Annotated in this window: 19 protein-coding genes; 11 read left to right on the forward strand and 8 right to left on the reverse strand. The window is 69.2% G+C overall.

Going from position 1 to position 19,273, the window contains the following annotated elements; all coding sequences use genetic code 11:
- The first annotated feature begins 18 nt into the window (after window positions 1-18).
- The 4 genes from paaK (at window position 19) to AC5LXX_RS22330 (ending at window position 4,119) form a co-directional block, all read left to right on the forward strand.
- Window positions 19-1,341: a phenylacetate--CoA ligase PaaK gene (paaK, locus tag AC5LXX_RS22315; protein ID WP_493413192.1), complete on the forward strand. Its 1,323-nt coding sequence runs from the start codon at window positions 19-21 to the stop codon at window positions 1,339-1,341.
- Between the two features lie 38 nt (window positions 1,342-1,379).
- Window positions 1,380-2,180 (forward strand): enoyl-CoA hydratase-related protein, encoded by an 801-nt coding sequence (locus tag AC5LXX_RS22320; protein ID WP_493413193.1) that lies wholly within the window; start codon window positions 1,380-1,382, stop codon window positions 2,178-2,180.
- A gap of 127 nt (window positions 2,181-2,307) precedes the next feature.
- Window positions 2,308-2,979 (forward strand): MarC family protein, encoded by a 672-nt coding sequence (locus AC5LXX_RS22325; RefSeq protein ID WP_059240354.1) that lies wholly within the window; start codon window positions 2,308-2,310, stop codon window positions 2,977-2,979.
- Window positions 2,980-3,138: 159 nt separating this feature from the next.
- Window positions 3,139-4,119: an aldo/keto reductase gene (locus AC5LXX_RS22330; protein ID WP_493413194.1), complete on the forward strand. Its 981-nt coding sequence runs from the start codon at window positions 3,139-3,141 to the stop codon at window positions 4,117-4,119.
- 31 nt (window positions 4,120-4,150) lie between these two features.
- Here the strand turns inward: AC5LXX_RS22330 and AC5LXX_RS22335 are convergent, their stop codons facing one another.
- The 3 genes from AC5LXX_RS22335 to AC5LXX_RS22345 form a co-directional block, all read right to left on the reverse strand.
- Window positions 4,151-5,017 carry a CPBP family intramembrane glutamic endopeptidase gene (locus AC5LXX_RS22335; RefSeq protein ID WP_493413195.1) on the reverse strand — a complete coding sequence of 289 codons (867 nt, stop codon included), beginning with the start codon at window positions 5,015-5,017 and terminating at the stop codon, window positions 4,151-4,153.
- A gap of 103 nt (window positions 5,018-5,120) precedes the next feature.
- Window positions 5,121-5,777, reverse strand: coding sequence for a VC0807 family protein (locus tag AC5LXX_RS22340; RefSeq protein ID WP_493413196.1), 657 nt, complete (start codon window positions 5,775-5,777; stop codon window positions 5,121-5,123).
- Window positions 5,778-6,192: 415 nt separating this feature from the next.
- On the reverse strand, window positions 6,193-7,257 hold the full coding sequence (locus AC5LXX_RS22345; RefSeq protein ID WP_124447039.1) for a 2,3-butanediol dehydrogenase: 1,065 nt from the start codon (window positions 7,255-7,257) through the stop codon (window positions 6,193-6,195).
- Between the two features lie 526 nt (window positions 7,258-7,783).
- Here AC5LXX_RS22345 and AC5LXX_RS22350 point away from each other — a divergent pair.
- Both AC5LXX_RS22350 and AC5LXX_RS22355 read left to right on the forward strand, forming a co-directional pair.
- Entirely contained in the window at window positions 7,784-7,999 is a 216-nt protein-coding gene (locus AC5LXX_RS22350) for a hypothetical protein (protein WP_493413197.1), read from the forward strand.
- Between the two features lie 41 nt (window positions 8,000-8,040).
- Window positions 8,041-8,541: a DUF3331 domain-containing protein gene (locus AC5LXX_RS22355; protein WP_493413198.1), complete on the forward strand. Its 501-nt coding sequence runs from the start codon at window positions 8,041-8,043 to the stop codon at window positions 8,539-8,541.
- A gap of 28 nt (window positions 8,542-8,569) precedes the next feature.
- On the opposite strand, the gene AC5LXX_RS22360 is transcribed toward AC5LXX_RS22355, so the two are convergent.
- Entirely contained in the window at window positions 8,570-9,772 is a 1,203-nt protein-coding gene (locus AC5LXX_RS22360; RefSeq protein ID WP_493413199.1) for a GNAT family N-acetyltransferase, read from the reverse strand.
- A gap of 164 nt (window positions 9,773-9,936) precedes the next feature.
- On the opposite strand from AC5LXX_RS22360, the gene pdxR reads away from it, so the two are divergent.
- The 5 genes from pdxR to AC5LXX_RS22385 all read left to right on the forward strand — a co-directional run bounded on the left by pdxR (window position 9,937) and on the right by AC5LXX_RS22385 (window position 15,846).
- A complete protein-coding gene (pdxR, locus tag AC5LXX_RS22365; RefSeq protein WP_493413200.1) occupies window positions 9,937-11,412 on the forward strand; it encodes a MocR-like pyridoxine biosynthesis transcription factor PdxR in 1,476 nt (491 codons plus the stop codon).
- A 46-nt stretch (window positions 11,413-11,458) separates the two neighbouring features.
- Window positions 11,459-11,863 carry a hypothetical protein gene (locus AC5LXX_RS22370; RefSeq protein WP_493413201.1) on the forward strand — a complete coding sequence of 135 codons (405 nt, stop codon included), beginning with the start codon at window positions 11,459-11,461 and terminating at the stop codon, window positions 11,861-11,863.
- Between the two features lie 309 nt (window positions 11,864-12,172).
- Window positions 12,173-13,741 (forward strand): trypsin-like peptidase domain-containing protein, encoded by a 1,569-nt coding sequence (locus AC5LXX_RS22375; protein ID WP_493413202.1) that lies wholly within the window; start codon window positions 12,173-12,175, stop codon window positions 13,739-13,741.
- Window positions 13,742-13,968: 227 nt separating this feature from the next.
- The gene (locus AC5LXX_RS22380) at window positions 13,969-15,180 is read left to right on the forward strand and encodes a multidrug effflux MFS transporter (RefSeq protein ID WP_493413203.1); all 1,212 of its coding nucleotides are present in this window, start codon (window positions 13,969-13,971) and stop codon (window positions 15,178-15,180) included.
- Between the two features lie 126 nt (window positions 15,181-15,306).
- Entirely contained in the window at window positions 15,307-15,846 is a 540-nt protein-coding gene (locus AC5LXX_RS22385; protein WP_493413204.1) for a DUF4303 domain-containing protein, read from the forward strand.
- A 55-nt stretch (window positions 15,847-15,901) separates the two neighbouring features.
- Here AC5LXX_RS22385 and AC5LXX_RS22390 read toward each other — a convergent pair whose 3' ends face one another.
- The 4 genes from AC5LXX_RS22390 to AC5LXX_RS22405 form a co-directional block, all read right to left on the reverse strand.
- Window positions 15,902-16,600 (reverse strand): fumarylacetoacetate hydrolase family protein, encoded by a 699-nt coding sequence (locus AC5LXX_RS22390; protein WP_493413205.1) that lies wholly within the window; start codon window positions 16,598-16,600, stop codon window positions 15,902-15,904.
- A gap of 126 nt (window positions 16,601-16,726) precedes the next feature.
- Complete coding sequence (locus AC5LXX_RS22395; RefSeq protein ID WP_493413206.1) at window positions 16,727-17,668, reverse strand: helix-turn-helix transcriptional regulator; 942 nt, start codon at window positions 17,666-17,668, stop codon at window positions 16,727-16,729.
- Window positions 17,669-17,759: 91 nt separating this feature from the next.
- A complete protein-coding gene (locus AC5LXX_RS22400; protein WP_493413207.1) occupies window positions 17,760-18,548 on the reverse strand; it encodes a YkgJ family cysteine cluster protein in 789 nt (262 codons plus the stop codon).
- A 61-nt stretch (window positions 18,549-18,609) separates the two neighbouring features.
- The gene (locus AC5LXX_RS22405; protein WP_493413208.1) at window positions 18,610-19,209 is read right to left on the reverse strand and encodes a uracil-DNA glycosylase family protein; all 600 of its coding nucleotides are present in this window, start codon (window positions 19,207-19,209) and stop codon (window positions 18,610-18,612) included.
- Window positions 19,210-19,273: the final 64 nt, after the last annotated feature.

Genomic DNA, 19,273 nt, shown 5'->3' on the forward strand with positions numbered 1-19,273 from the left:
CATTGGAGGAGCACCCCGATGACTCACCCGACGCATCCCGCCGCCGCCCTCGAGCCGATCGAGACCGCCAGCCGCGACGAACTGCAGGCGCTGCAGCTCGAGCGCCTCAAGTGGTCGCTGCGTCACGCGTACGACAACGTTCCGCACTATCGCCGCACGTTCGACGCGGCCGGCGTGCATCCGGACGACCTGAAGTCGCTTGCCGATCTCGCGAAATTCCCGTTCTCGACGAAGAGCGACCTGCGCGACAACTATCCGTTCGGGCTCTTCGCGGTGCCGCGCGAGCAGGTCGTGCGCGTCCATGCGTCGAGCGGCACGACGGGCAAGCCGACGGTGGTCGGCTACACCGCGCGCGACATCGATACGTGGGCGAACGTGACCGCGCGCTCGATCCGCGCGGCCGGCGGCCGCCCGGGCGACACGCTGCACAACGCGTTCGGCTATGGGCTGTTCACGGGCGGCCTCGGGATTCACTACGGCGCGGAGCGGCTCGGCTGCATGGTCGTGCCGATGTCGGGCGGCCAGACCGAGAAGCAGGTGCAGCTGATCCGCGATTTCGAGCCTAAGATCATCCTCGTCACGCCGTCGTACATGCTGAACCTGATCGACGAGATGGTGCGGCAGGGGATGGACCCGGCCGAGTCGTCGCTGAAGATCGGCATCTTCGGTGCCGAGCCGTGGACGCAGGCGCTGCGCGAGGAAGTGGAAACGCGCGTGGGCATCGACGCGCTCGACATCTACGGGCTGTCGGAAGTGATGGGCCCGGGCGTCGCGTGCGAATGCGTCGAGACGAAGGACGGCCCGGTGATCTGGGAAGACCATTTCTACCCGGAGATCATCGATCCCGTGACGGGCGAAGTGCTGCCCGACGGCAGCCACGGCGAGCTGGTGTTCACGTCGCTGACGAAGGAAGCGATGCCGGTGATCCGCTACCGCACGCGCGACCTCACCGCGCTGCTGCCGCCGACCGCGCGCGCGATGCGCCGGCTCGCGAAGATTACCGGCCGCTCCGACGACATGCTGATCGTGCGCGGCGTGAACGTGTTCCCGAGCCAGATCGAGGAGATCGTCGTCGCGCTGCCGCAACTGTCGGGCCAGTTCCAGATCACGCTGTCGCGCGACGGTCACATGGACCGCCTCGACCTTGCGGTCGAGCTGCGCTCCGAGGTGGCCGCGTCCGTTACCGCCGGCGATCGCGCGGCGCTTGCGCGCGAGTTGCAGCACCGGATCAAGACGATGGTCGGCGTGTCGTCCGGCGTGACGGTGCTGGCGGCCGGCGGGATTCCCGCGACCGCGACCGGCAAGGCTCGGCGCGTGATCGACCGCCGCCAGGCTGCCTGATTCCGAGATTGACCGTTCTACCCGAGGAAACCTGTTCGATGGATGGATTGAAGACCCTGGCCGTCGCGGTCGATGCGCGCGGCATCGCGACCGTCGCGCTGCAGCGCGGCGACGTGCTCAACGCGTTCGACGAGACGATGATCGCCGAGCTGACCGATGCGTTCACGGCGCTCGGCCGGCGCGACGACGTGCGCGCGATCGTGCTGCGCTCGGACGGTCGTGCGTTCTGCGCGGGCGCCGACCTGCAGTGGATGCAGCGCGCGAGCGCGAACGACGCGGCCGCGAACCTGCGCGACGCCGAGCGCTTCGCCGCGATGATGCGCGCGATCCGGCAGTGCCCGAAACCGACGGTGGCGCGTGTGCAGGGCCATGCGTTCGGCGGCGGCGTCGGCCTGTGCGCGGCCTGCGACATCGTGATCGCGAGCGACCACGCGCGCTTTTCGGTCAGCGAGGCACGCTTCGGGATCCTGCCGGCCGTGATCGGCCCGTATCTGGTCGAGGCGGTTGGCCAGCGCCAGGCACGCCGGCTTGCGCTGACCGCGACGCAACTCGGCGCCGCCGAGGCCGTGGCGATCGGCCTGATCCACCAGGCCGTGCCGCTCGATGCGCTCGACGCAACGCTCGACCGGACGCTTGCCGAACTGGGCCGCAACGGCCCGAACGCGCTGACGGAGATCAAGCGCTTCTTCGACGCGATCGGCGAGTATCCGCCGTCGGAAGAGCGTGCGGCATTCACCGCGCAGACGATCTCCCGCGTGCGGGCGATGGCGGAAGCAAAGGAGGGCTTCGCCGCGTTCTTCGCGAAGCGGCCGCCGGCCTGGGAGGCGCCCGCCGAGTAAGGCGGCGCGACCACGATCGACGGCGAAACGGGCCCGGCCGCAAATTGCGTCTCGGGCCCGGGCGCTTGCTCTACAATGCGTGACCCCCGGCGCGCTGCCGGCCCAGCCCCGTCCGATGCTTCGCCCGATGATCGTCAACCGCCTTATCTCCGAGATCCTGTTCGGCTTCACCGGCCTGATCGGCATCATCAATCCGATCGGCATCGCGTTCCTGTTTCTCGAACGGACCGAGGCGTTGACCGAGCACGAGCGCGACCTGCTCGCGCGGAAGGTCGCATTCAACTCGTTCGTCGTGCTGCTGGTCGCGTTCTTCGCCGGCACGCCGGTGCTGCATTTCTTCGGGATCTCGATGGAAGCGCTGCGGATCGGCGGCGGCTTCGCGGTTGCCGTGGCGGGCTGGCAGATGCTGAACGAGCCCGACGGCCCCGGCGGCGGCGATACGCCGGTCAAGCCGATCGACGCGAACGCGATCATGACGCGGGCGTTCTTCCCGCTGACCGTGCCGCTGACGGTCGGCCCCGGCTCGATCGCCACCGCGATCGCGCTGAACGCGAACCGCACGCACAAGCTGTCGGAGTTCATGCTGTCGAGCATCGTGTCGATCGCCGTCTCCGTGCTCGTCGCGGTCGTGATCTGGCAGGTCTACAGCCGCTCCGCGCTGCTCGCGCGCTATCTCGGCAGCGAAGGGACCAAGGTCGCGAAGCGCGTGTCGGCATTCCTGCTGCTGTGCATCGGCGTGCAGATCATGTTGACTGGCTTCTCCGCGTTCCTGCAGCCGATCGCCGACCAGGCAAAGTAACCGGCGCCTTCCGGTTCATCCTTCGAGGTTTATTCTTTCACGCAGCCTGCACGCGACGCGCGGTCATACGCGTTCGCGGCATGCGGGATACCATGCGACGTCTGGCGGATGCGCGGCGCGCATCCGGCCGCAATCCCAACTTGAGTGGCGAGGCGTGCAATGGAATATGTGAAATTCGGGTCGACCGGGCTGGACGTGTCGAAGCTGGTGCTGGGTTGCATGACGTTCGGCGAGCCGTTGCGCGGCACGCATCCGTGGACGTTGCCGGAAGCGGAGAGCCGCCCGATCATCCAGCGGGCGGTCGAAGCCGGCATCAATTTCTTCGATACCGCGAACATGTATTCGGACGGCACGTCGGAGGAGATCGTCGGTCGTGCGCTGCGCGATTTCACGAAGCGCGACGATGTCGTGATCGCGACCAAGGTGTTCTACCGGATGCGCCCGGGGCCGAACGGCGCCGGCCTGTCGCGCAAGGCGATCATGACCGACATCGACCAGAGCCTGAAGCGGCTCGGCACCGATTACGTCGACCTCTACCAGATCCACCGCTGGGACTACGGCACGCCGATCGAGGAGACGCTCGAGGCGCTGCACGACGTCGTGAAGGCCGGGAAGGCGCGCTATATCGGCGCATCGTCGATGTTCGCGTGGCAGTTCGCGAAGGCGCTGCACATTTCAAAGGAGAACGGCTGGACCCGCTTCGTCAGCATGCAGAACCACCTGAACCTGCTGTATCGGGAAGAAGAGCGCGAAATGCTGCCGCTGTGCGCGGACGAACGCATCGCGGTGATTCCGTGGAGCCCGCTCGCACGCGGCCGCCTGACGCGCAACTGGGACGAATCGTCGGAACGGCAGCAGAAGGACGAAGTCGCCAAGCAGCTGTACGACGCGACGATCGACGCGGACAAGGCCGTCGTCGAGGCCGTGGCGGCGATCGCCGCCGCGCGCAACGTGCCGCGGGCGCAGGTCGCGCTGGCATGGGTGGCGCAAAAGCACGGCGTGACCGCGCCGATCGTCGGCATCTCGAAGCCGCAGCAGCTGGACGACGCACTCGGTGCGCTCGCGCTGAAGCTGACCGACGACGAGATCGCGACGCTCGAACGCCCGTACGTGCCGCACGCGGTCGCCGGGTTCGACTGAGCGGTATTGCAGGCGCCGCCGCGCAGCGCGTTCAGCGTGCGGCGGCGAGCATCGGGTAGGTGAACAGGCCGAAGTGGACGACGTTCAACCCGGCATGCGTGATGGCGGACGCAAGCAGTCCGCCGCGCCGCCATGCGAGCCCGTAGCCGGCGCCGGCCACCGTGCCCAGCACGATCCATTGCCAGCCGCCGGCCGCGTGCGCGGCGCCGAACAGCACCGCGCCGACCGCGAGCGCGACCCACGGGCCCCATGAGAACGCGCGGAGCGCGCGCGTCAGCCCGCCTTGCACGTAGCCGCGGAACAGCGCTTCCTCGGCAAGCGTCACGAGCAGCAGGTTGTTCACGAGCCACAGCCAGCCCGACGCCGGCCACTTGGGCGCCCAGCCGACCATCCCGAACGCCAGCGCGCCGGCCAGGCACGCGGCCGCCGTCGCGACGGCCGCCAGCGCGCCGGTGCGAAGCGCGCGCGACAGCGCGACGTCGGGCGCGACCCATGGCAGCACCCACAGCAGCCACAGGCCAACCAGCGGCTTGTCGAGATTCAGGTACATCGTGAACGGCACGGCGTCCGGCGTGAAGCGCGTCGGGCCGATCACGAGCGGATTGTGGAATCCGGGGATCAGATGCAGGCTCAGTGCGATCGCCAGCGCGGCAAACACGGCGTGCGCGGCGATCCGCACCGCGAGCGGGCGCGCGGGCCACACGCCCCACGCGGCTGCGGCCAGCAGCGCGAGCGGCGCCAGTGCGGCTGCCCCGAGCTTGCCGAACGCCAGCGCGACCGCATAGCCGAACCCGGCCAGGATGATGCTCAGGCCGTGCAGCGGGCGCTGCCACGCGAATGCGGCGGCCGCGAACAGGGCCAGCCAGATCGTGGCACACGGAAGGAGCGAAAGGGACATGATGGGACAGGCTTGGGTCGGACGGGACGCCGCGCATCATACAGCAGCCGCAGGGACTGCCGCCGGGCCGACGACGATGGGGCGTCGGCGGGCAGGCCGGGCGTCAGCGGCCGGCGGTCTCGGTGACGCCGCTGCGGCCCGGAATGTCGACGCTGTTGCGCACGCGCATCCGCCGCCGGTACCAGAACGTCCAGGCCAGCAGGCAGCCGAACACGGTGTAGCCGACGATCGGCGACACGACCAGCACGCGCTCGACCGGCCAGGTCATCACCATCCAGCAGCGCAGCAGCATTTCCAGCGTCATGAAGCCGCCCCACACGAACGTCATCCGGCGCAGCATCTGCCGCAGCCCCGGTTGCGCGGCCCAGACCGCTTCGAAGTGCGCGGCGCCGCCGTCCATCTCGCGGGCCACGGTCGCGCGGGCGAGATAGAAGATCAGCGGGCGCTCGCGAAACAGCGACAGCAGGAACACGACGCCGATCGTGCCCGACGCGAGCGATTCGCGCATCAGCAATGTACGCGGGCTGCCGCCGAGCGCCATGCCGATGATCGACAGCGCGATGCCGAGCAGCACGATGGCCGCCACCGCGTCGACGCGGCGCGAGCGGACGAATTCGACGATCGACCAGATGATCGGCGGAACCGCCGACGCGTACAGCGCGCCGGTATCGCCGAACTGCGGCTGCGCGACCCGGTAGGCCACCCACGGCAGCACGAGGTTGACGAAAAGTTCGAGTATCAGTCCGGCTCGCGGTTTCACGGTGCGCAATTCCACGCAGATTGGGGCGAACGCGCGAAGGACGTGGTGGCCTCCGGTCGCCCCGAAAAGGGTTCGGTCCAGTATATCCAAGAATCGCGCGCAGCAGCGGTGGCACGCTTCGTCACGCGTTGGCGGCCGCCGGCAGCGTGATCGTGACCGTGGTGCCTTGCGCCTCCGTCCTGTCGACACCGGTCGAACGTGCGCGATCGGGAGAAACCCTGATCACGCGTCAGGCGCGTGGTGCGTCGTGCTTGATTGTTTGGATTGCGAAAGTTATTTGACGGCGTGTCCGGGGTGGAGCACGGGATGCGGATCGCGTCGGATGACGGCAGGGAGGAAATCGGGCGGGAGGCACTCGGACACGTCGCCCGGGAATCGGGCGACGCTCGACAGCGAAATGGCGATACGCGCGCTGTCAGGAAACGGCAGGCTGAACGATGATCTTCACGTTCCGGTCCTTGTGATTGACCAGTTCCTCGAACCCGTGCGCGACGATGTCGCCGAGCGCGATGCGTCCGGTGATGAGCGGCTGCACGTCGATGCGGCCGTCCGCGATGAAGCGGATCACGTCCGCGAATTCGCCGTTGTAGGCGAGCGAGCCGATCACTTCCTTCTCGGTCGACACGATGTCGAAGAAGTTGAACGGCGTCGGCTCCTCGAAGATGCCGACCATCACCGACTTGCCGGCCTTGCGGATCACGTCGATCGCGAGCTTCGCGGTGGCCGTGTGCCCGATGCATTCGAACGACACGTCGGCGCCGTAGCCGCCCGTCAGCGCCTTGACTTCCGCGATCGCGTCGGACGTCTTCGGATCGATGACGACGCTCGCGCCGACTTCCAGCGCCTTCTGCTTGCGCGCGGCCGACATCTCCAGCGCGATCACGCGCCCGGCGCCCGCGGCCTTCGCACACATGATCGTGCACAGGCCGATCGTGCCGGCGCCGACCACGACGACGGTCTGCCCGACGATGTTGCCGGCCTTCTTCACCGCATGCAGCCCGACCGCGAGCGGCTCGATCAGCGCGCCGGCCTCGGTCGGGAAGTTGTCGGGCAGCTTGTACAGCAGCTCGGCCGGCACGTTGACGAATTCGGCGAACGCGCCGTTGTTCATCAGCCCGGTGAACGCGAGGTTCTCGCAGATGTTGTACAGGCCGTGCCGGCAATACCAGCAGGTACCGCAATGCTGGCAGGCGTCGGCCGTCACGCGGTCGCCGACAGCAAAGCCGGATACGCCCGCGCCGAGTTCGGCGATCTCGCCGCTGAACTCGTGCCCGAGGATGCACTGACCCTTCAGGCCCGTCAGCGGATGCGGCGCATCGACCGGGATGAATACGGGCCCGGCGACGTATTCGTGCAGGTCGGAGCCGCAGATGCCGCACCAGTGCACGCGAATCGTGACCCAGCCAGCCGGCGGGCGCTCCGGAACGGGAACCTCTTCGACGCGGATGTCGTGGCGGCCGCGCCAGACGGCGGCTTTCATGCTGCGGGCGGTGATCGGTGCCGGTGTATTCACGTTGCAGTCTCCGTCAGGTTGTCGTCGGGCGCATGGCGTGGCTGCCGGGACGCCCGTCGCGCGATTGCGCGCTCGACCGGTATGCAGGAACGGGGCCAGCGTGAATCGATGCCGGTTACGGTGATCGGGCGGGTGAGAAAGCGTGCGGCGCAGCACGCGTTCCTGCGTCGGCCGGCGACGATCGGACGAGAAAGGCGCGTGGAATTTGCTGCATGTGCGAAAAAGCGGATCGGGTGAGACGCCGGGACGTTCGTCTCAACGCAATGAGACGAATCGTGAGACGAACGGCAGCGGGCGGTGCGGTTCGATGCATGCTCGGGCGACGACTTCGTTCACCGCTGTCGTACCGACCGATTGCCATGATCGCCGAAACGCATCGTTGCGCACGTTACCCCTTTACTTGAAGTGAACTTCAATTTGTATCATGTGGGCCAGTCCGATTGCGGCCGCGTGAGGCATCCCGTTGCGCGCGGCCGCCGCAACGGAGGTGGAGATGACCGAAGCGCCTGTCGCGGCAGATGCCGCCACGTTGCCGTCGCTGCAGAACGAGCTCGGCGGATCGCTCGCGTCGCTGAGCGGGATCATGTCGGTGTTTCCGTTCGTCGGTGCGTTTGGCTGGTCGGGCGTCGTCGGGCTGATGCTCACGGCCGCCGTGGCCGGTGCGGCGATCGGCCTGTCGCTGCTGCGCGAACCGATGGGCCGGCGCTGAGTGCGCCGGTGCCGTTCAACCTGCACGGAATTCCGTCAAGCATGCTCATCATCATGGAAAGCCCGATCTGCGAAGAAGACGTGTCGTGCAATGCGCCCGCCCATGGCGCGCACGATGCGATGTCGCTGCGCGACCGCGTTGTCGCGCATCCGCTCGTGACGATCGGCCGCGCACCGGTACCCGAACACGCCGCGGCGGCGGCCTCGCCGTTGCGTCCGCAACTGTTCGTCACGGTGCTCGAGGCCGGCGACGACGGCCTGCTGATTCGATGGGTCGAGAGCGGCCGTTGCCATTACGGCGAGCAACGCTGGCGCTTGCGCGTCGCGCTACAGTCGGGCCGCTGCGCGCTGTCGGGGCGGCCGATCGAGCCGGGCGAGCCGGTGTTCCGGCCGGTGCGGCGGCCCGTGCCGGCCAATGGCGACGAGATGATCTGCCCGGCGTCGGTGCCGGGTGCGGCCGGCACAGCGGGCACAGCAGGCACGGCGCGGGACGTGGCGCCGGAGCACGACGACGCACGCGATCCGGCCGACGTGCTCGACTGAGCGGAACGCCGGCCGGCCGCGGATCGGCTTACTTCTTCAGATCGTGCCGGTACTGGATGAATCCCGCATTGTTCGCGAGCTTGTCGTACAGCGCACGTGCGGTCGTGTTGGTTTCATGCGTGAGCCAGTACACGCGGCTCGCGCCGGCTTCGCGGGCCCGTTCGTACACGCCCTCGATCAGCGCGCCGCCCGCGCCTTGTCCGCGCGCGTCGGGCGCCGTGTACAGGTCCTGCAGGTAGCAGTACGGCCCTTCGGTCCAGCACGAGCGGTGGTAGATCGCATGCACGATCCCGACCAGCGCGCCCGACGCGTCGAATGCGCCCAGCACGAACATCGGTTCGGCCGGATCCATCAGGCGCGCCCACGTCGTCGCGAACACCGCGTCGCTCAGCGCGGTGTCGTAGAACTTCTGGTAACCCTGCCACAGCGGGCGCCATGCGGCTTCGTCGGCAGCGACGAGCGGGCGCACCGTGACGCGCGTCGCGTCGTTCGCACGGCTGGCCGCGTCGCGCGCGCCGGCCTGCGCGTGGCGGATCGCGACGAGCGACCGGCGCTGGTTGCCCTCGGCGTCGAAGTTCTCCGGTGCGAGCCACGCTTCGAACGCGGCGCGCACGTCCGGCCATTCGCCGTCGATGATCGAGAACCACGCGGTGTCGCGATTGCGGCCGCGGTAGATGATCGCCTGCCGGAACGTGCCTTCATAGCGGAAGCCCAGCCGCGCGGCCGCCTTGCGCGACGGTTCGTTGAGGTCGTCGCACTTCCATTCGTAGCGCCGGTAGCCGAGCGTGTCGAACGCGTACTTCATCAGCAGGAACTGCGCTTCGGTCGAGATCGGCGTGCGCTTGAGCAGCGGCGAGAACGTGACGGAGCCGACTTCGATCACGCCGTTAGCCGGATCGATCCGCATCAGCGCGAGCGTGCCGACCGCGCGGCCCGTCGCGCGATCGATCACCGTGTAGTGCAGCGGGTCAGGGCTCGCCTGCGCGGTGCGTGCGTAGTCGCGGTAGCTCGATTCGTCGGTGTACGGGCCGTGCGCGAGATAGGTCCAGTCGCTGCCGTCGGGCGCTTGCGAGTAGGCCGCGTACAGGTCGGCCGCATGGCGCTCGGCGTCGAGCGGTTCGAGCCGGCAGTAGCGGCCTTCGATCGCGATGCGCTCCGGGCGCGGGCGCGCGGACCAGTCGGGAACGGGGTGGCCGATGGATTGCTGGAAGGCGTTGGTGAGCGTGGACAAGGTCGATCTCGCTTCGGTTGGCGGCCGGCGACATGCCGGCATGCAGACGATCGTAGTCCTGGCGAGGTACCATGAGAAGCGCCAGAGATTGGCAAATTTATGGTGCCACGATAGGGTGCCGTCACCTGTGCGCTGTTCCGACACTTTCACGCTGCGATGTTCCGATGACGACTGCCATTTCTTCCGGCGACGCGCCGTTGCTGCCGCTCGACGCTCCGCTGGCGCGTGCGCCGGGCGCACCTTCGTTGCAGCGTCAGTTGCTGCGCCGCGTGCGCGACGCGATTCTCGGCGGCGCGATGCCGGCCGGCACGCGGCTGCCCGGCACGCGCGCGCTGGCCGAGACGCTCGGTGTGTCGCGCAACACGACGGCCGCCGTCTATGAGCAGCTCGTCGCCGAAGGCTTCCTGCAGTCCGACCGTCGCGGCACGCGCGTGGTCGGGCTGTCGCGGCCGGCGCCGCCGCGCCGGCGAGCGGCGCCGCCGGCCGTCGCGCAGCGGCTCGGCCGAATTCGCCCCAGCCTCGTCGGGTCCGGCGAGTCGGAAGGGTTCCGGCCGGGCGTGCCCGCGCTGTCGCATTTCCCGGTGGATGCGTGGCGGCACGCGATCGACCGCGCGCTGCGCCGCGCCGGCCGCGACCTGCTGGCATATGGCGACCCGCTCGGCGAGCCCGCGCTGCGCGAATCGATCGCGCGCCATCTGGCCGTGACGCGCGGCGTGCGCTGCGATCCCGAGCAGATCGTGATCACGGAGGGCGCACAGGGCGCGATCGCGCTGTGCGCGCAGTTGCTGACGAACCCGGGCGATACGGTATGGGTCGAGGAGCCCGGCTATCGCGGCGCGCGCACCGCGATGCAGGCGGCCGATCTCGAGGTCGTGCCGATGCCGGTCGACGCGGAGGGGCTGCGCGCGGAAGAGGACGACTGGCGCGAGCGGACGCCGCGCCTCGTCTACACGACGCCGTCGAACCAGTTTCCGACCGGCGCCGTGCTGTCGATCTCGCGCCGGCTCGCGCTGATCGATGCGGCGCGCCGGCATCGCGCGTGGATCATCGAGGACGACTACGACAGCGAATTCCGTCACACCGGCGAGCCGATCGGCGCGATGCACGGGCTCGCGCCCGATTCGCCCGTCGTCTATCTCGGTTCGTTCAGCAAGACGATGTTTCCGGCGTTGCGGATCGGTTTTCTAGTGCTGCCCGAGGCGCTGCTGGCCGCCGTGCGGCCGGCGCTGCCGGAGATGCTGCGCGGCGGGACGCGCCATGTGCAGCTCGCGCTGGCCGATTTCATCGAGACGGGCGAGTACGGCCGGCATCTCGGGCGAATGCGCCGGTTGTATCGCGACCGGCGGCGTGCGCTGCTCGCCGCGCTCGACAGCAGCCTGAGCGTGCCGCACCAGGTCGAGGGCGGGCCGTGCGGGCTGCATCTCGCGTTGCGGATGCCGGCGCGCTATCGCGATCGTGCGATCGTCGAAGCGGCGCGCGCGCACGGCATCGGACCGTTTCCGCTGTCGGGTTTTTCGATCGATGCAGCGCGGGCGGGCAACGGGCTCGTGCTCGGTTTCGGCAACACGTCGGCCGATGCGTTCGAGCCGATGTTGCGGATGCTGTCGGCGATTGCGGAGCGGGTGGGGGGGCGGCGGTAACGCGTGACGGTATAGTTCGGCCATTCGAACTTCCTGCTGCCCGATCGTGATCACGCTCCGCCAATCTTTCCTGTTCGTTGCCATTACCAGTACGTCGCTGTCAGCGATCGTCGCTCACGCACAGGTGACGCATGACGGCTTCATCTGCGATACCGACAAACATCACGTCGTGATCGACCACGTCGCGGACGGTGCATTGCGTTATCGCGTGTGGAACAAGCCGCGTCCGGTCGACCGGAAGCCGGACGTCGAGGTGCGCGGTGGCACCGAAGAAACGGGTGGAACGGACCCGTGCGTGAGCACCGACTGGTCGTTCAGGCGCGGCAATATCGAGTACCGGGTATCGGACAGCGCCGCATGTACCGACGGCAAGCCGCCGCGCGGTGCATACGGGATGGTTTCGGTGACGATCAACAAGGAGTTTGCGTCGCGTTACTGGTGCGTCAAGTAGGCGGTATGCGGTGATTCTGTTCCGGCAAGTGCTGTGCGGCCTTCCGCGCATGTCGGCCGAGCCGGTCTTTCATGTCCGATAACCAATGCGGCGGGTCAGGTGATCGGACTTGTTCGGATTGACGAATCGCCGACTTTGTTCGAAACGAGCGCCAACGCGGCTCGGCACGTGCCGTCTCTCCGCCATACGGGTTTCGATTCGTATGTTCCGACCGGCGCGTGGGCTATAAATGGTTGGGTGTACCGGTCCTTGTCGGGCGCCTGCGCGTCTCGCGCAGGATGGCGTCGCGACTGCCGGGGGAGGTGCGCCGTGGTTCGCCAGACGCTTGCTCGCGCCGTGCTTCGCACCGCGTTGATCGGGAGCGTGTTTGCCGGAGGTTTGCCGCCGCCGGCCGCCATTGCCGCCACCCTCGCGCCGCCTGCCGCGCCACGCGCCCTGAAGCAACGGCCGCCCGCCGCGCCTTATGCGATGCCGGTCGATTTTCCGGCCATCGTCGAGCGTTACGGACCCGCGGTCGTGACGATCATGACCGCGCTCAACCAGCAAACCGGCGGGCCGTCCTTCGCGATCCTCGATACCGACGATCCGCTCGCCGTGTTCTTCCGGCGTGGCGGGCCGACGCCTGTGCAGGGCGCGCAGGTGCCGACGCCCGACCCGGTGCTGCGCGCGGTGTCGGGCAGCGGCTCGGGCTTCATCGTCAGCGCCGACGGCCTGATCCTGACGTCCGCGCACGTGGTCGACGAGGCGGCCGACGTGACGGTGCGGCTGACCGACCGGCGCGAATTCAAGGCAACGGTGCTGGCCGTCGATCCGCAAAGCGACGTCGCCGTGTTGCGTGTCAATGCAACGAAGCTGCCGTTCGTGCGCGTTGGCGATTCGGCGAAGGTGCGGGCGGGCGAACCGGTGATGACGATCGGCGCGCCGGACGGGGCGGGCAACACGGTCACGGCCGGCATCGTCAGCGCGACGTCGCACCAGTTGCCGGACGGCAGCGCATTCCCGTTCTTCGAAACCGACATCGCGCCGAATCCCGACAACTCCGGCGGCCCCGTGTTCAACCGCGCGGGCGACGTGATCGGCATCGCGGTGCAGGTCTACACGGGCAACGATCGCTACGCGAGCATGACGTTCGCGATCCCGATCGCATTTGCCGCAAAGGTGCGCGCGCAGTTGCAGGCGCAACAACAGGCCCAGATGCAGGTGCAACAGGTTCAGGTGCCCGCTCCCGATGCGCCGGCCGGCAACGCGCTCGGCGTCGACGTGCAGGACGTCGGCGTCGGGCTGGCCGTGGCATTCGGGCTGCCGCGTCCGGCAGGCGCGCTCGTCAACGGCGTCGCGCCGGGCTCGCCGGCCGCCGCGGCCGGCCTGAAACCCGGCGACGTGATCGTGAAACTCGGCGACAAGGCGATCGGCCGCTCGGCCGAGCTGAACGACCTGGCCGCCGCGCTGGCGCCCGGCGAAAAGGCGTCGCTGCGCGTGATCCGCAACCGTGCACCGGTGATGCTGACGATCACGGGCGCCGACGAGACGGCCGGGAACGCACCGGCCACGGCAGCGGGCATGGCCGCGCCGAAGGCCGCGGCACGACCGGGCCCGGGGGCGGGCGACCGCGGCGACCGCCTGGGGTTGACGATGCACGCGCTGAGCGACGACGAGCGCCGTTCGACAGGGCTCGCGGTCGGGATGATGGTGGACGCGGTGCACGGGCCGGCCGCGCGCGCGGGCATCCAGCCGGGCGACGTCGTCCTGGAGCTGAACGACACGCTGCTCGAGACGCCGGACGACGTGCCGATGCTCGAAGCGAGCGGCGGCAACGTGATCGCGGTGCTGATCCAGCGCAACAACGCGCGGAAGTTCGTGTCGGTGCGTGCGCGTTAGGGCGTTGACGCGGCGGGTGTCGCCCGCCTAACATCGTTCGATCTCGCCGGCAGTCAGCCCGGCATTCAGGAGCCATTCGGCATGAATACGGCTTGCTTCATCGTAGTAGTCCACAGGCGCAGGGTCCGGTAGCGGCACCGCGCCGGCACCCATGCGCCCCCGACTCGTTCGGGGGCTTTTTTTTGCATTGCGCACGGCGCTGCGGCACGTGCGCGGAGGGCATCCGCTTGCAATCGAACCTGCCGATCGAATCCGCCCCGGCGTCACCGCGACATGTGACGCTGATCCTGCTGTGCGCGCTCTCGGTATTGCCGCTGAGCCTGTTCCTGCCGGCGTTGCCGGCGATCGCACGCGACCTGCATGCCGACTATGCGCTCGTCGCGCTGTCGCTCGGCGGTTACGCGGCGGTGGCCGCGTCGCTCGAGTTCGTGATGGGGCCGCTGTCGGACCGGTTCGGGCGGCGGCCGATCGTGCTGACGAGCGTCGGCGTGTTCGTGCTCGGTTCGCTCGGCTGCGCGACGGCGACCGATATCCGCGTGTTTCTCGCGTGCCGGATGATGCAGGCGGCGATCACATCGGTCTATCCGGTGTCGATGGCGACGATCCGCGATACCGGCGGCGGCGCGCGCGCGGCGAGCCGGATCGGCTATGCGGCGATGGCGGCCGCGTTCGCGCCGATGCTCGGCCCGACGCTCGGCGGCGCACTCGACCAGACGGTCGGCTGGCGGGCGAGCTTCTGGCTGCTCGGCGCGGCCGGCATCGCACTGTTCGGCTGGTGCGCATTCGACCTCGTCGAAACCCATGCGAACCGGTCGTCGAGCTTCCGGCAGCAGCTTCGCGCGTATCCGGCGCTGCTCCGCGCACGCCGTTTCTGGGCCTACGCGCTTTGCATGGCGTTTTCGACGGGCGCGTTCTACGCGTTCCTGGCCGGCGCGCCGCTTGCCGCGAAAACGCGGTTCGGCATTGCGCCGGCGGAGGTCGGCTTTTACATGGGGACGATCACGGCCGGTTTCGTCGTCGGCAGCTTTCTGGCCGCACGTGTCGCGCGCCGCTATGCGCTCGCCACGACGATCCTGTGCGGGCGGGTCGTCGCGTGTGCGGGGCCGTTGATCGCGTTAGGGCTCGTGTCCGGCGGCGCGATGCATGCGCTCGCATGGTTCGGGCCGTGCGTGCTGGTCGGCATCGGCAACGGGCTGACCAATCCCGGCGCGCATGCCGGCGCGGTGTCGGTGCGCCCGGAACTGGCGGGCAGCGCGTCGGGGCTGGCCGGCGCGATGACGATCGCGGGCGGCGCCGTGCTGTCGTCGCTGACGGGCGCGGTGCTGACCGCCGGCAACGCCGGTTATGCGCCGCTCGCGATGATGCTGCTGTCGGCGGCGATCGCGCTGGCGGCGGCCGTGTGCGTCCGGGTGTTCGACGGGCAAGACGCCGGGCGGTGAGCGCGGGTGCGCCCCGGTACCGGGGCGCGGTCGATTGGCGGAAAATCCGTCGAATACCGGGACACGATGCACCATCCGCGAGCCGTATTCCCGGACACGCGTGAAGGGTGACTGGACGAGGATGCGATGAGCGACTTTTCGGATTTCCAGCGGGACATTGCCGATGCCGCGAGGGCGACCTTCAAGGCGCTGCGGGCGTTGCACCCGGACGAGCATTTCTATGCGTTCGCGCTTTATACGGACAGCGGCGCGATGACGGTGGTGCCGGCCGCCAATACGGTCGAAGGGCTGCGCCGGATGCGCGCGCAACAGGCGATTCCGGACGACGATCCGTGGTTCGTGTGGGGTGTTTCCGAATGGGCGTACGAGGCGGCGGAGGCCTCGCCGTTCAACGCGATCTGCGGCAGGCTGGCCGACGAAGTGCTGAGCCCGCAGTTCGTCCGGTCGCGATTCACCGAATTTTCCCGGCAACTGCACACCGACATGATCGAGGCGTTGCGGCTGCTCGACCGCGAGGGCCTGTTCGGCACGGGCGACGAGCGGGCGGCCATCACGCTGTTCGTGTCGATCAGCGACGACGATGCCGCCGAGGCGCTGGAAAACGCATCGGCGAAAGCGCTGAATCCGCCGGCCGTCGCCGACGCATTCCTGCGCCGCTACGGCTGACCGCCATCGGGATACCGCACGGCGGCCCGGGCGGGCGGCCGCCGTGCGTGCTTCGTTACGGCTTCGCGCCCACGACGAATTCGAACGTCGCGACGCCGTCGACGCCGCCCGTCACGCGGTCGCCCGGCTGCAGCGCGCCGACGCCGGCCGGCGTGCCGGTGAAGATCAGGTCGCCGGCCTTCAGTTCGACCGAGCGCGACACGTACGCGATGACGTCGGGCACGGCCCAGATCATGTCGGCCAGGTCGCCTTGCTGGCGCGTGTCGCCGTTGACTGCGAGCCAGATGCGGCCCGTCGCCGGGTGCCCGGTGGCCGACGCCGGGCGCAGTGCGGTCACGGGGCCCGACGCGTCGAAACCCTTCGCCCAGTCCCACGGACGGCTCAGCTTCTTCGCCTCGGCCTGCAGGTCGCGGCGCGTGAGGTCGACGCCGACGCCGTAGCCCCACACGTGCGACAGCGCGTCGGCCGGGGCGATCGACCGGCCGTCCTTGCCGATGGCGACCACCAGCTCGATCTCATGATGGAGGTCGTTCGTGAGCGGCGGATAGGCGACGGTGCCGCTGGCCGGGACGATCGCGTCGCCCGGCTTCGTGAAGAAGAACGGCGGTTCGCGGTCGGGATCGGCGCCCATTTCGCGGGCGTGGTCGGCGTAGTTGCGGCCGACGCAGAATACGCGGCGCACCGGAAAGCGCGCGGACGACTGTTCGACTTCGACGGAAGGACGCTCTGCGGCGTCGATGACATAGGCGGACATCGGATGGCCTCGTTCGGTAGGAAGACGGATGCCGGTGCCCGTGCGGCGCGCGGGCCGGCATGCGTGCAACGATACCCGACGCGCGTACGGCCGGATGCGACGCAACTGCGTTTTACCGGGACAAAACTACGCGTCGGCGGCTGGCGGCGTGTCGTCGCTGTCCGGCAGCGCGGCGTTCGCGTCGCGGTACGCCTTCGGCGACACGCCGACGCGCGCCCGGAAGCGCCGCGCGAAATACCCTTCGTCGCGGAAGCCGACCGAGCGCGCAATGTCGGCGATGCGCCGGCTGGTATGGGCCAGCAGCGATTGCGCGAGCGCGATCCGGCGCTCGGTCACGAGATCGGTGAACGTACTGCCGGTTTCCTTGCGGACCAGGTGCGCGAGGTAGTTCGGCGACAGGAACGCGGCCTCGGCCGTCGCGGCGAGCGTCAGGTCCTCGCGGGTCAGGTTCGCGCGAACGTGCCGCAGCACGCGCGCGAGCGCATCGCGCCGGCCTGCACGCTGGGCGCCGCGCTGGGCGAGCTTGTCGAGCGCGCCCGCGTACTGCGTGCAGACGAGCCCGATCAGCTGCAGCAGGTAGCCGCGCAGCAACGTGGTCGAACCGAACGTGCGCACGCGATCGGTGTCGAGCATGCACAGCGCGAGGCGGCGCGCTTCGTCGTAGGTGTCGCCGGTCAGGATGAAGTCGAGATGTTCCTGGAAACGGAACGGCGTCAGCTCGGGGAAGCGGTGCGCGGGCACGTCCTCGAGGTCGAGCGGATCGACGTCGAGATCGGCGCGCAGGAACGCCTGGCTGAAGTTGATCACGATGAAATGCGCGCCTTCCGGATGCGGGATCAGGTGCTCGCGGTGCGGCAGCACGAACGCGAGCGCACCGCGCGGAAACGGCCGCGTGACGCCGCCGATCCGCTGCTCGGTGTCGCCGCCGAGGTTGAACTGGATCTGGAAATACGCGTGCCGGTGCGGCTCGGTGATCGCCTGGCGCGACGCCTGGTCGCGAATGTAGAAGTCGAGCCGGTCGCTGCGTTCGGGCATCCCGTACAGGCGCGGCGGGGCGGTGGAGGGCATGAAGGATTCTGCTGTTCGTGACGCGGTGGAGCCGCGATGGTACAGCGAACCGGGCGCGGCCGGAACGTGCGGGCGCGCTGCGGCGCGGCATTCAGGCGTCCGGATGGAATCCGAGATAGCGGGCGTGCGGCCCCGTGCCGTTGCCGGCGAGCACGCTCGATGCGCCGACCGACACGAGCGTTTCCACCGTCGGCGCGCGGTTCGACACCAGCTTCCATCCGGTAGCCTCGACAGCTTCAGCCGCCGACGGGGCGCGCAGGTCGGTCAGTGCGGCGAGCAAGGTGGCGGCGGGCAGCGCATGGACCATGAATCCTTCATTGGCGACGGCCGCCGTGTCGATGCCTAGCGCCGCGCACAGCCGCGCGCGCAACGGCGTCTCGGCCTCGCTCGCCGCGCGCGAGCGTGCGATGTGCTCGCGCGTCGCCGCGTCGACGAGCGTGCCGCCACGGATGAGCGGCGCGTGCTGCCAGGCATCGGGCGGGCATTGCTTGCCGCCGGGCAGCAGCGCCACGAACGGATTGATCTCGGCCGGATAGATCCGGCACACGAGCGGGCGTTCGTCGTAGATCCCGCAGCGCAGGTCGTCGCGCAGGTTCGGGCACGGGCCCGCATGGGACGCGGTGAGCACGGCCGTGATGCGTACGGGCAGCGAACCGCTCGTCGCGGCCGTCGAACGCGCGCGCTTGTACGCAGCGAACGCGTCGCCCGGCTCGGGTTCGACGGGCCACGGCATCGCGTCGCACAGCAATTCCACGTGGCCGCCGCGCCGCAGCCACGCGATCGCCTCGTCGAGCGTCAGCGGAATGCGCAGGTCGTGGCAGCATGCGCCGCATCCGGTGCAGGCAAAGTCGACGTCGAGGTCGGTCGAGGTGGTATTCATGAGGGTATCGCGGGGACATCGGGCGCCACGCGACGCATCGCGATGGCGCCGGTGATTGCGTTCATCGGTCGAGCAGCGGCACCACCCGGCGCCGCAGCTCGGGCACGACCTCGGCGTCGAACCACGGATGGTGCTTGAACCACGCCTGGTTGCGCGGCGACGGGTGCGGCAGCGGTAGCACGCCGGGGCCGTAGTCGCGCCACGCCTGCACGGTGTCGGTCAGCGTCGCCTTGCGCGTGTCGCGCAGGAAATGCCGCTGCGCGTACTGGCCGATCAGCAGCGTCAGTCGGATATACGGCAGCTCGGCCAGCAGCCGGTCGAACCACAGTGGCGCGCATTCGGGGCGCGGCGGGTTGTCGCCGCTCGCGCCGCGGCCGGGGTAGCAGAAGCCCATCGGCACGATCGCGAAGCGCGTTTCGTCGTAGAAGGTGTCGGCGGCGACGTCGAGCCAGCCGCGCAGCCGCTTGCCGCTCGCGTCGTCCCACGGGATGCCGCTCGCATGGACACGTGCGCCCGGCGCCTGTCCGACGATCAGGATGCGCGCGTCGCGATGGGCGCGCACGACGGGGCGCGGGCCGAGCGGCAGGTCGGCTTCGCAGGCACGGCACGCACGGATTTCGGTGAGCAGCACGTCGAGCGGCGCGCGCGTTCGTTTCGGCATCGATTCGGATCGGGGACGGAAGGGGCGTGCAATGTCGCCCGGACGGCGCCCGCCGGAGCCGCCG

This window comes from Burkholderia torrens (assembly GCF_984668525.1).

Coding starts and splice junctions, on each gene's coding strand:
- paaK (WP_493413192.1), top strand. CDS start 19: ATGACTCACCCGACGCATCCCGCCGCCGCCCTCGAGCCGATCGAGACC.
- AC5LXX_RS22320 (WP_493413193.1), top strand. CDS start 1,380: ATGGATGGATTGAAGACCCTGGCCGTCGCGGTCGATGCGCGCGGCATC.
- AC5LXX_RS22325 (WP_059240354.1), top strand. CDS start 2,308: ATGATCGTCAACCGCCTTATCTCCGAGATCCTGTTCGGCTTCACCGGC.
- AC5LXX_RS22330 (WP_493413194.1), top strand. CDS start 3,139: ATGGAATATGTGAAATTCGGGTCGACCGGGCTGGACGTGTCGAAGCTG.
- AC5LXX_RS22335 (WP_493413195.1), bottom strand. CDS start 5,017: ATGTCCCTTTCGCTCCTTCCGTGTGCCACGATCTGGCTGGCCCTGTTC.
- AC5LXX_RS22345 (WP_124447039.1), bottom strand. CDS start 7,257: ATGAAAGCCGCCGTCTGGCGCGGCCGCCACGACATCCGCGTCGAAGAG.
- AC5LXX_RS22350 (WP_493413197.1), top strand. CDS start 7,784: ATGACCGAAGCGCCTGTCGCGGCAGATGCCGCCACGTTGCCGTCGCTG.
- AC5LXX_RS22355 (WP_493413198.1), top strand. CDS start 8,041: ATGCTCATCATCATGGAAAGCCCGATCTGCGAAGAAGACGTGTCGTGC.
- pdxR (WP_493413200.1), top strand. CDS start 9,937: ATGACGACTGCCATTTCTTCCGGCGACGCGCCGTTGCTGCCGCTCGAC.
- AC5LXX_RS22385 (WP_493413204.1), top strand. CDS start 15,307: ATGAGCGACTTTTCGGATTTCCAGCGGGACATTGCCGATGCCGCGAGG.
- AC5LXX_RS22390 (WP_493413205.1), bottom strand. CDS start 16,600: ATGTCCGCCTATGTCATCGACGCCGCAGAGCGTCCTTCCGTCGAAGTC.
- AC5LXX_RS22395 (WP_493413206.1), bottom strand. CDS start 17,668: ATGCCCTCCACCGCCCCGCCGCGCCTGTACGGGATGCCCGAACGCAGC.
- AC5LXX_RS22400 (WP_493413207.1), bottom strand. CDS start 18,548: ATGAATACCACCTCGACCGACCTCGACGTCGACTTTGCCTGCACCGGA.
- AC5LXX_RS22405 (WP_493413208.1), bottom strand. CDS start 19,209: ATGCCGAAACGAACGCGCGCGCCGCTCGACGTGCTGCTCACCGAAATC.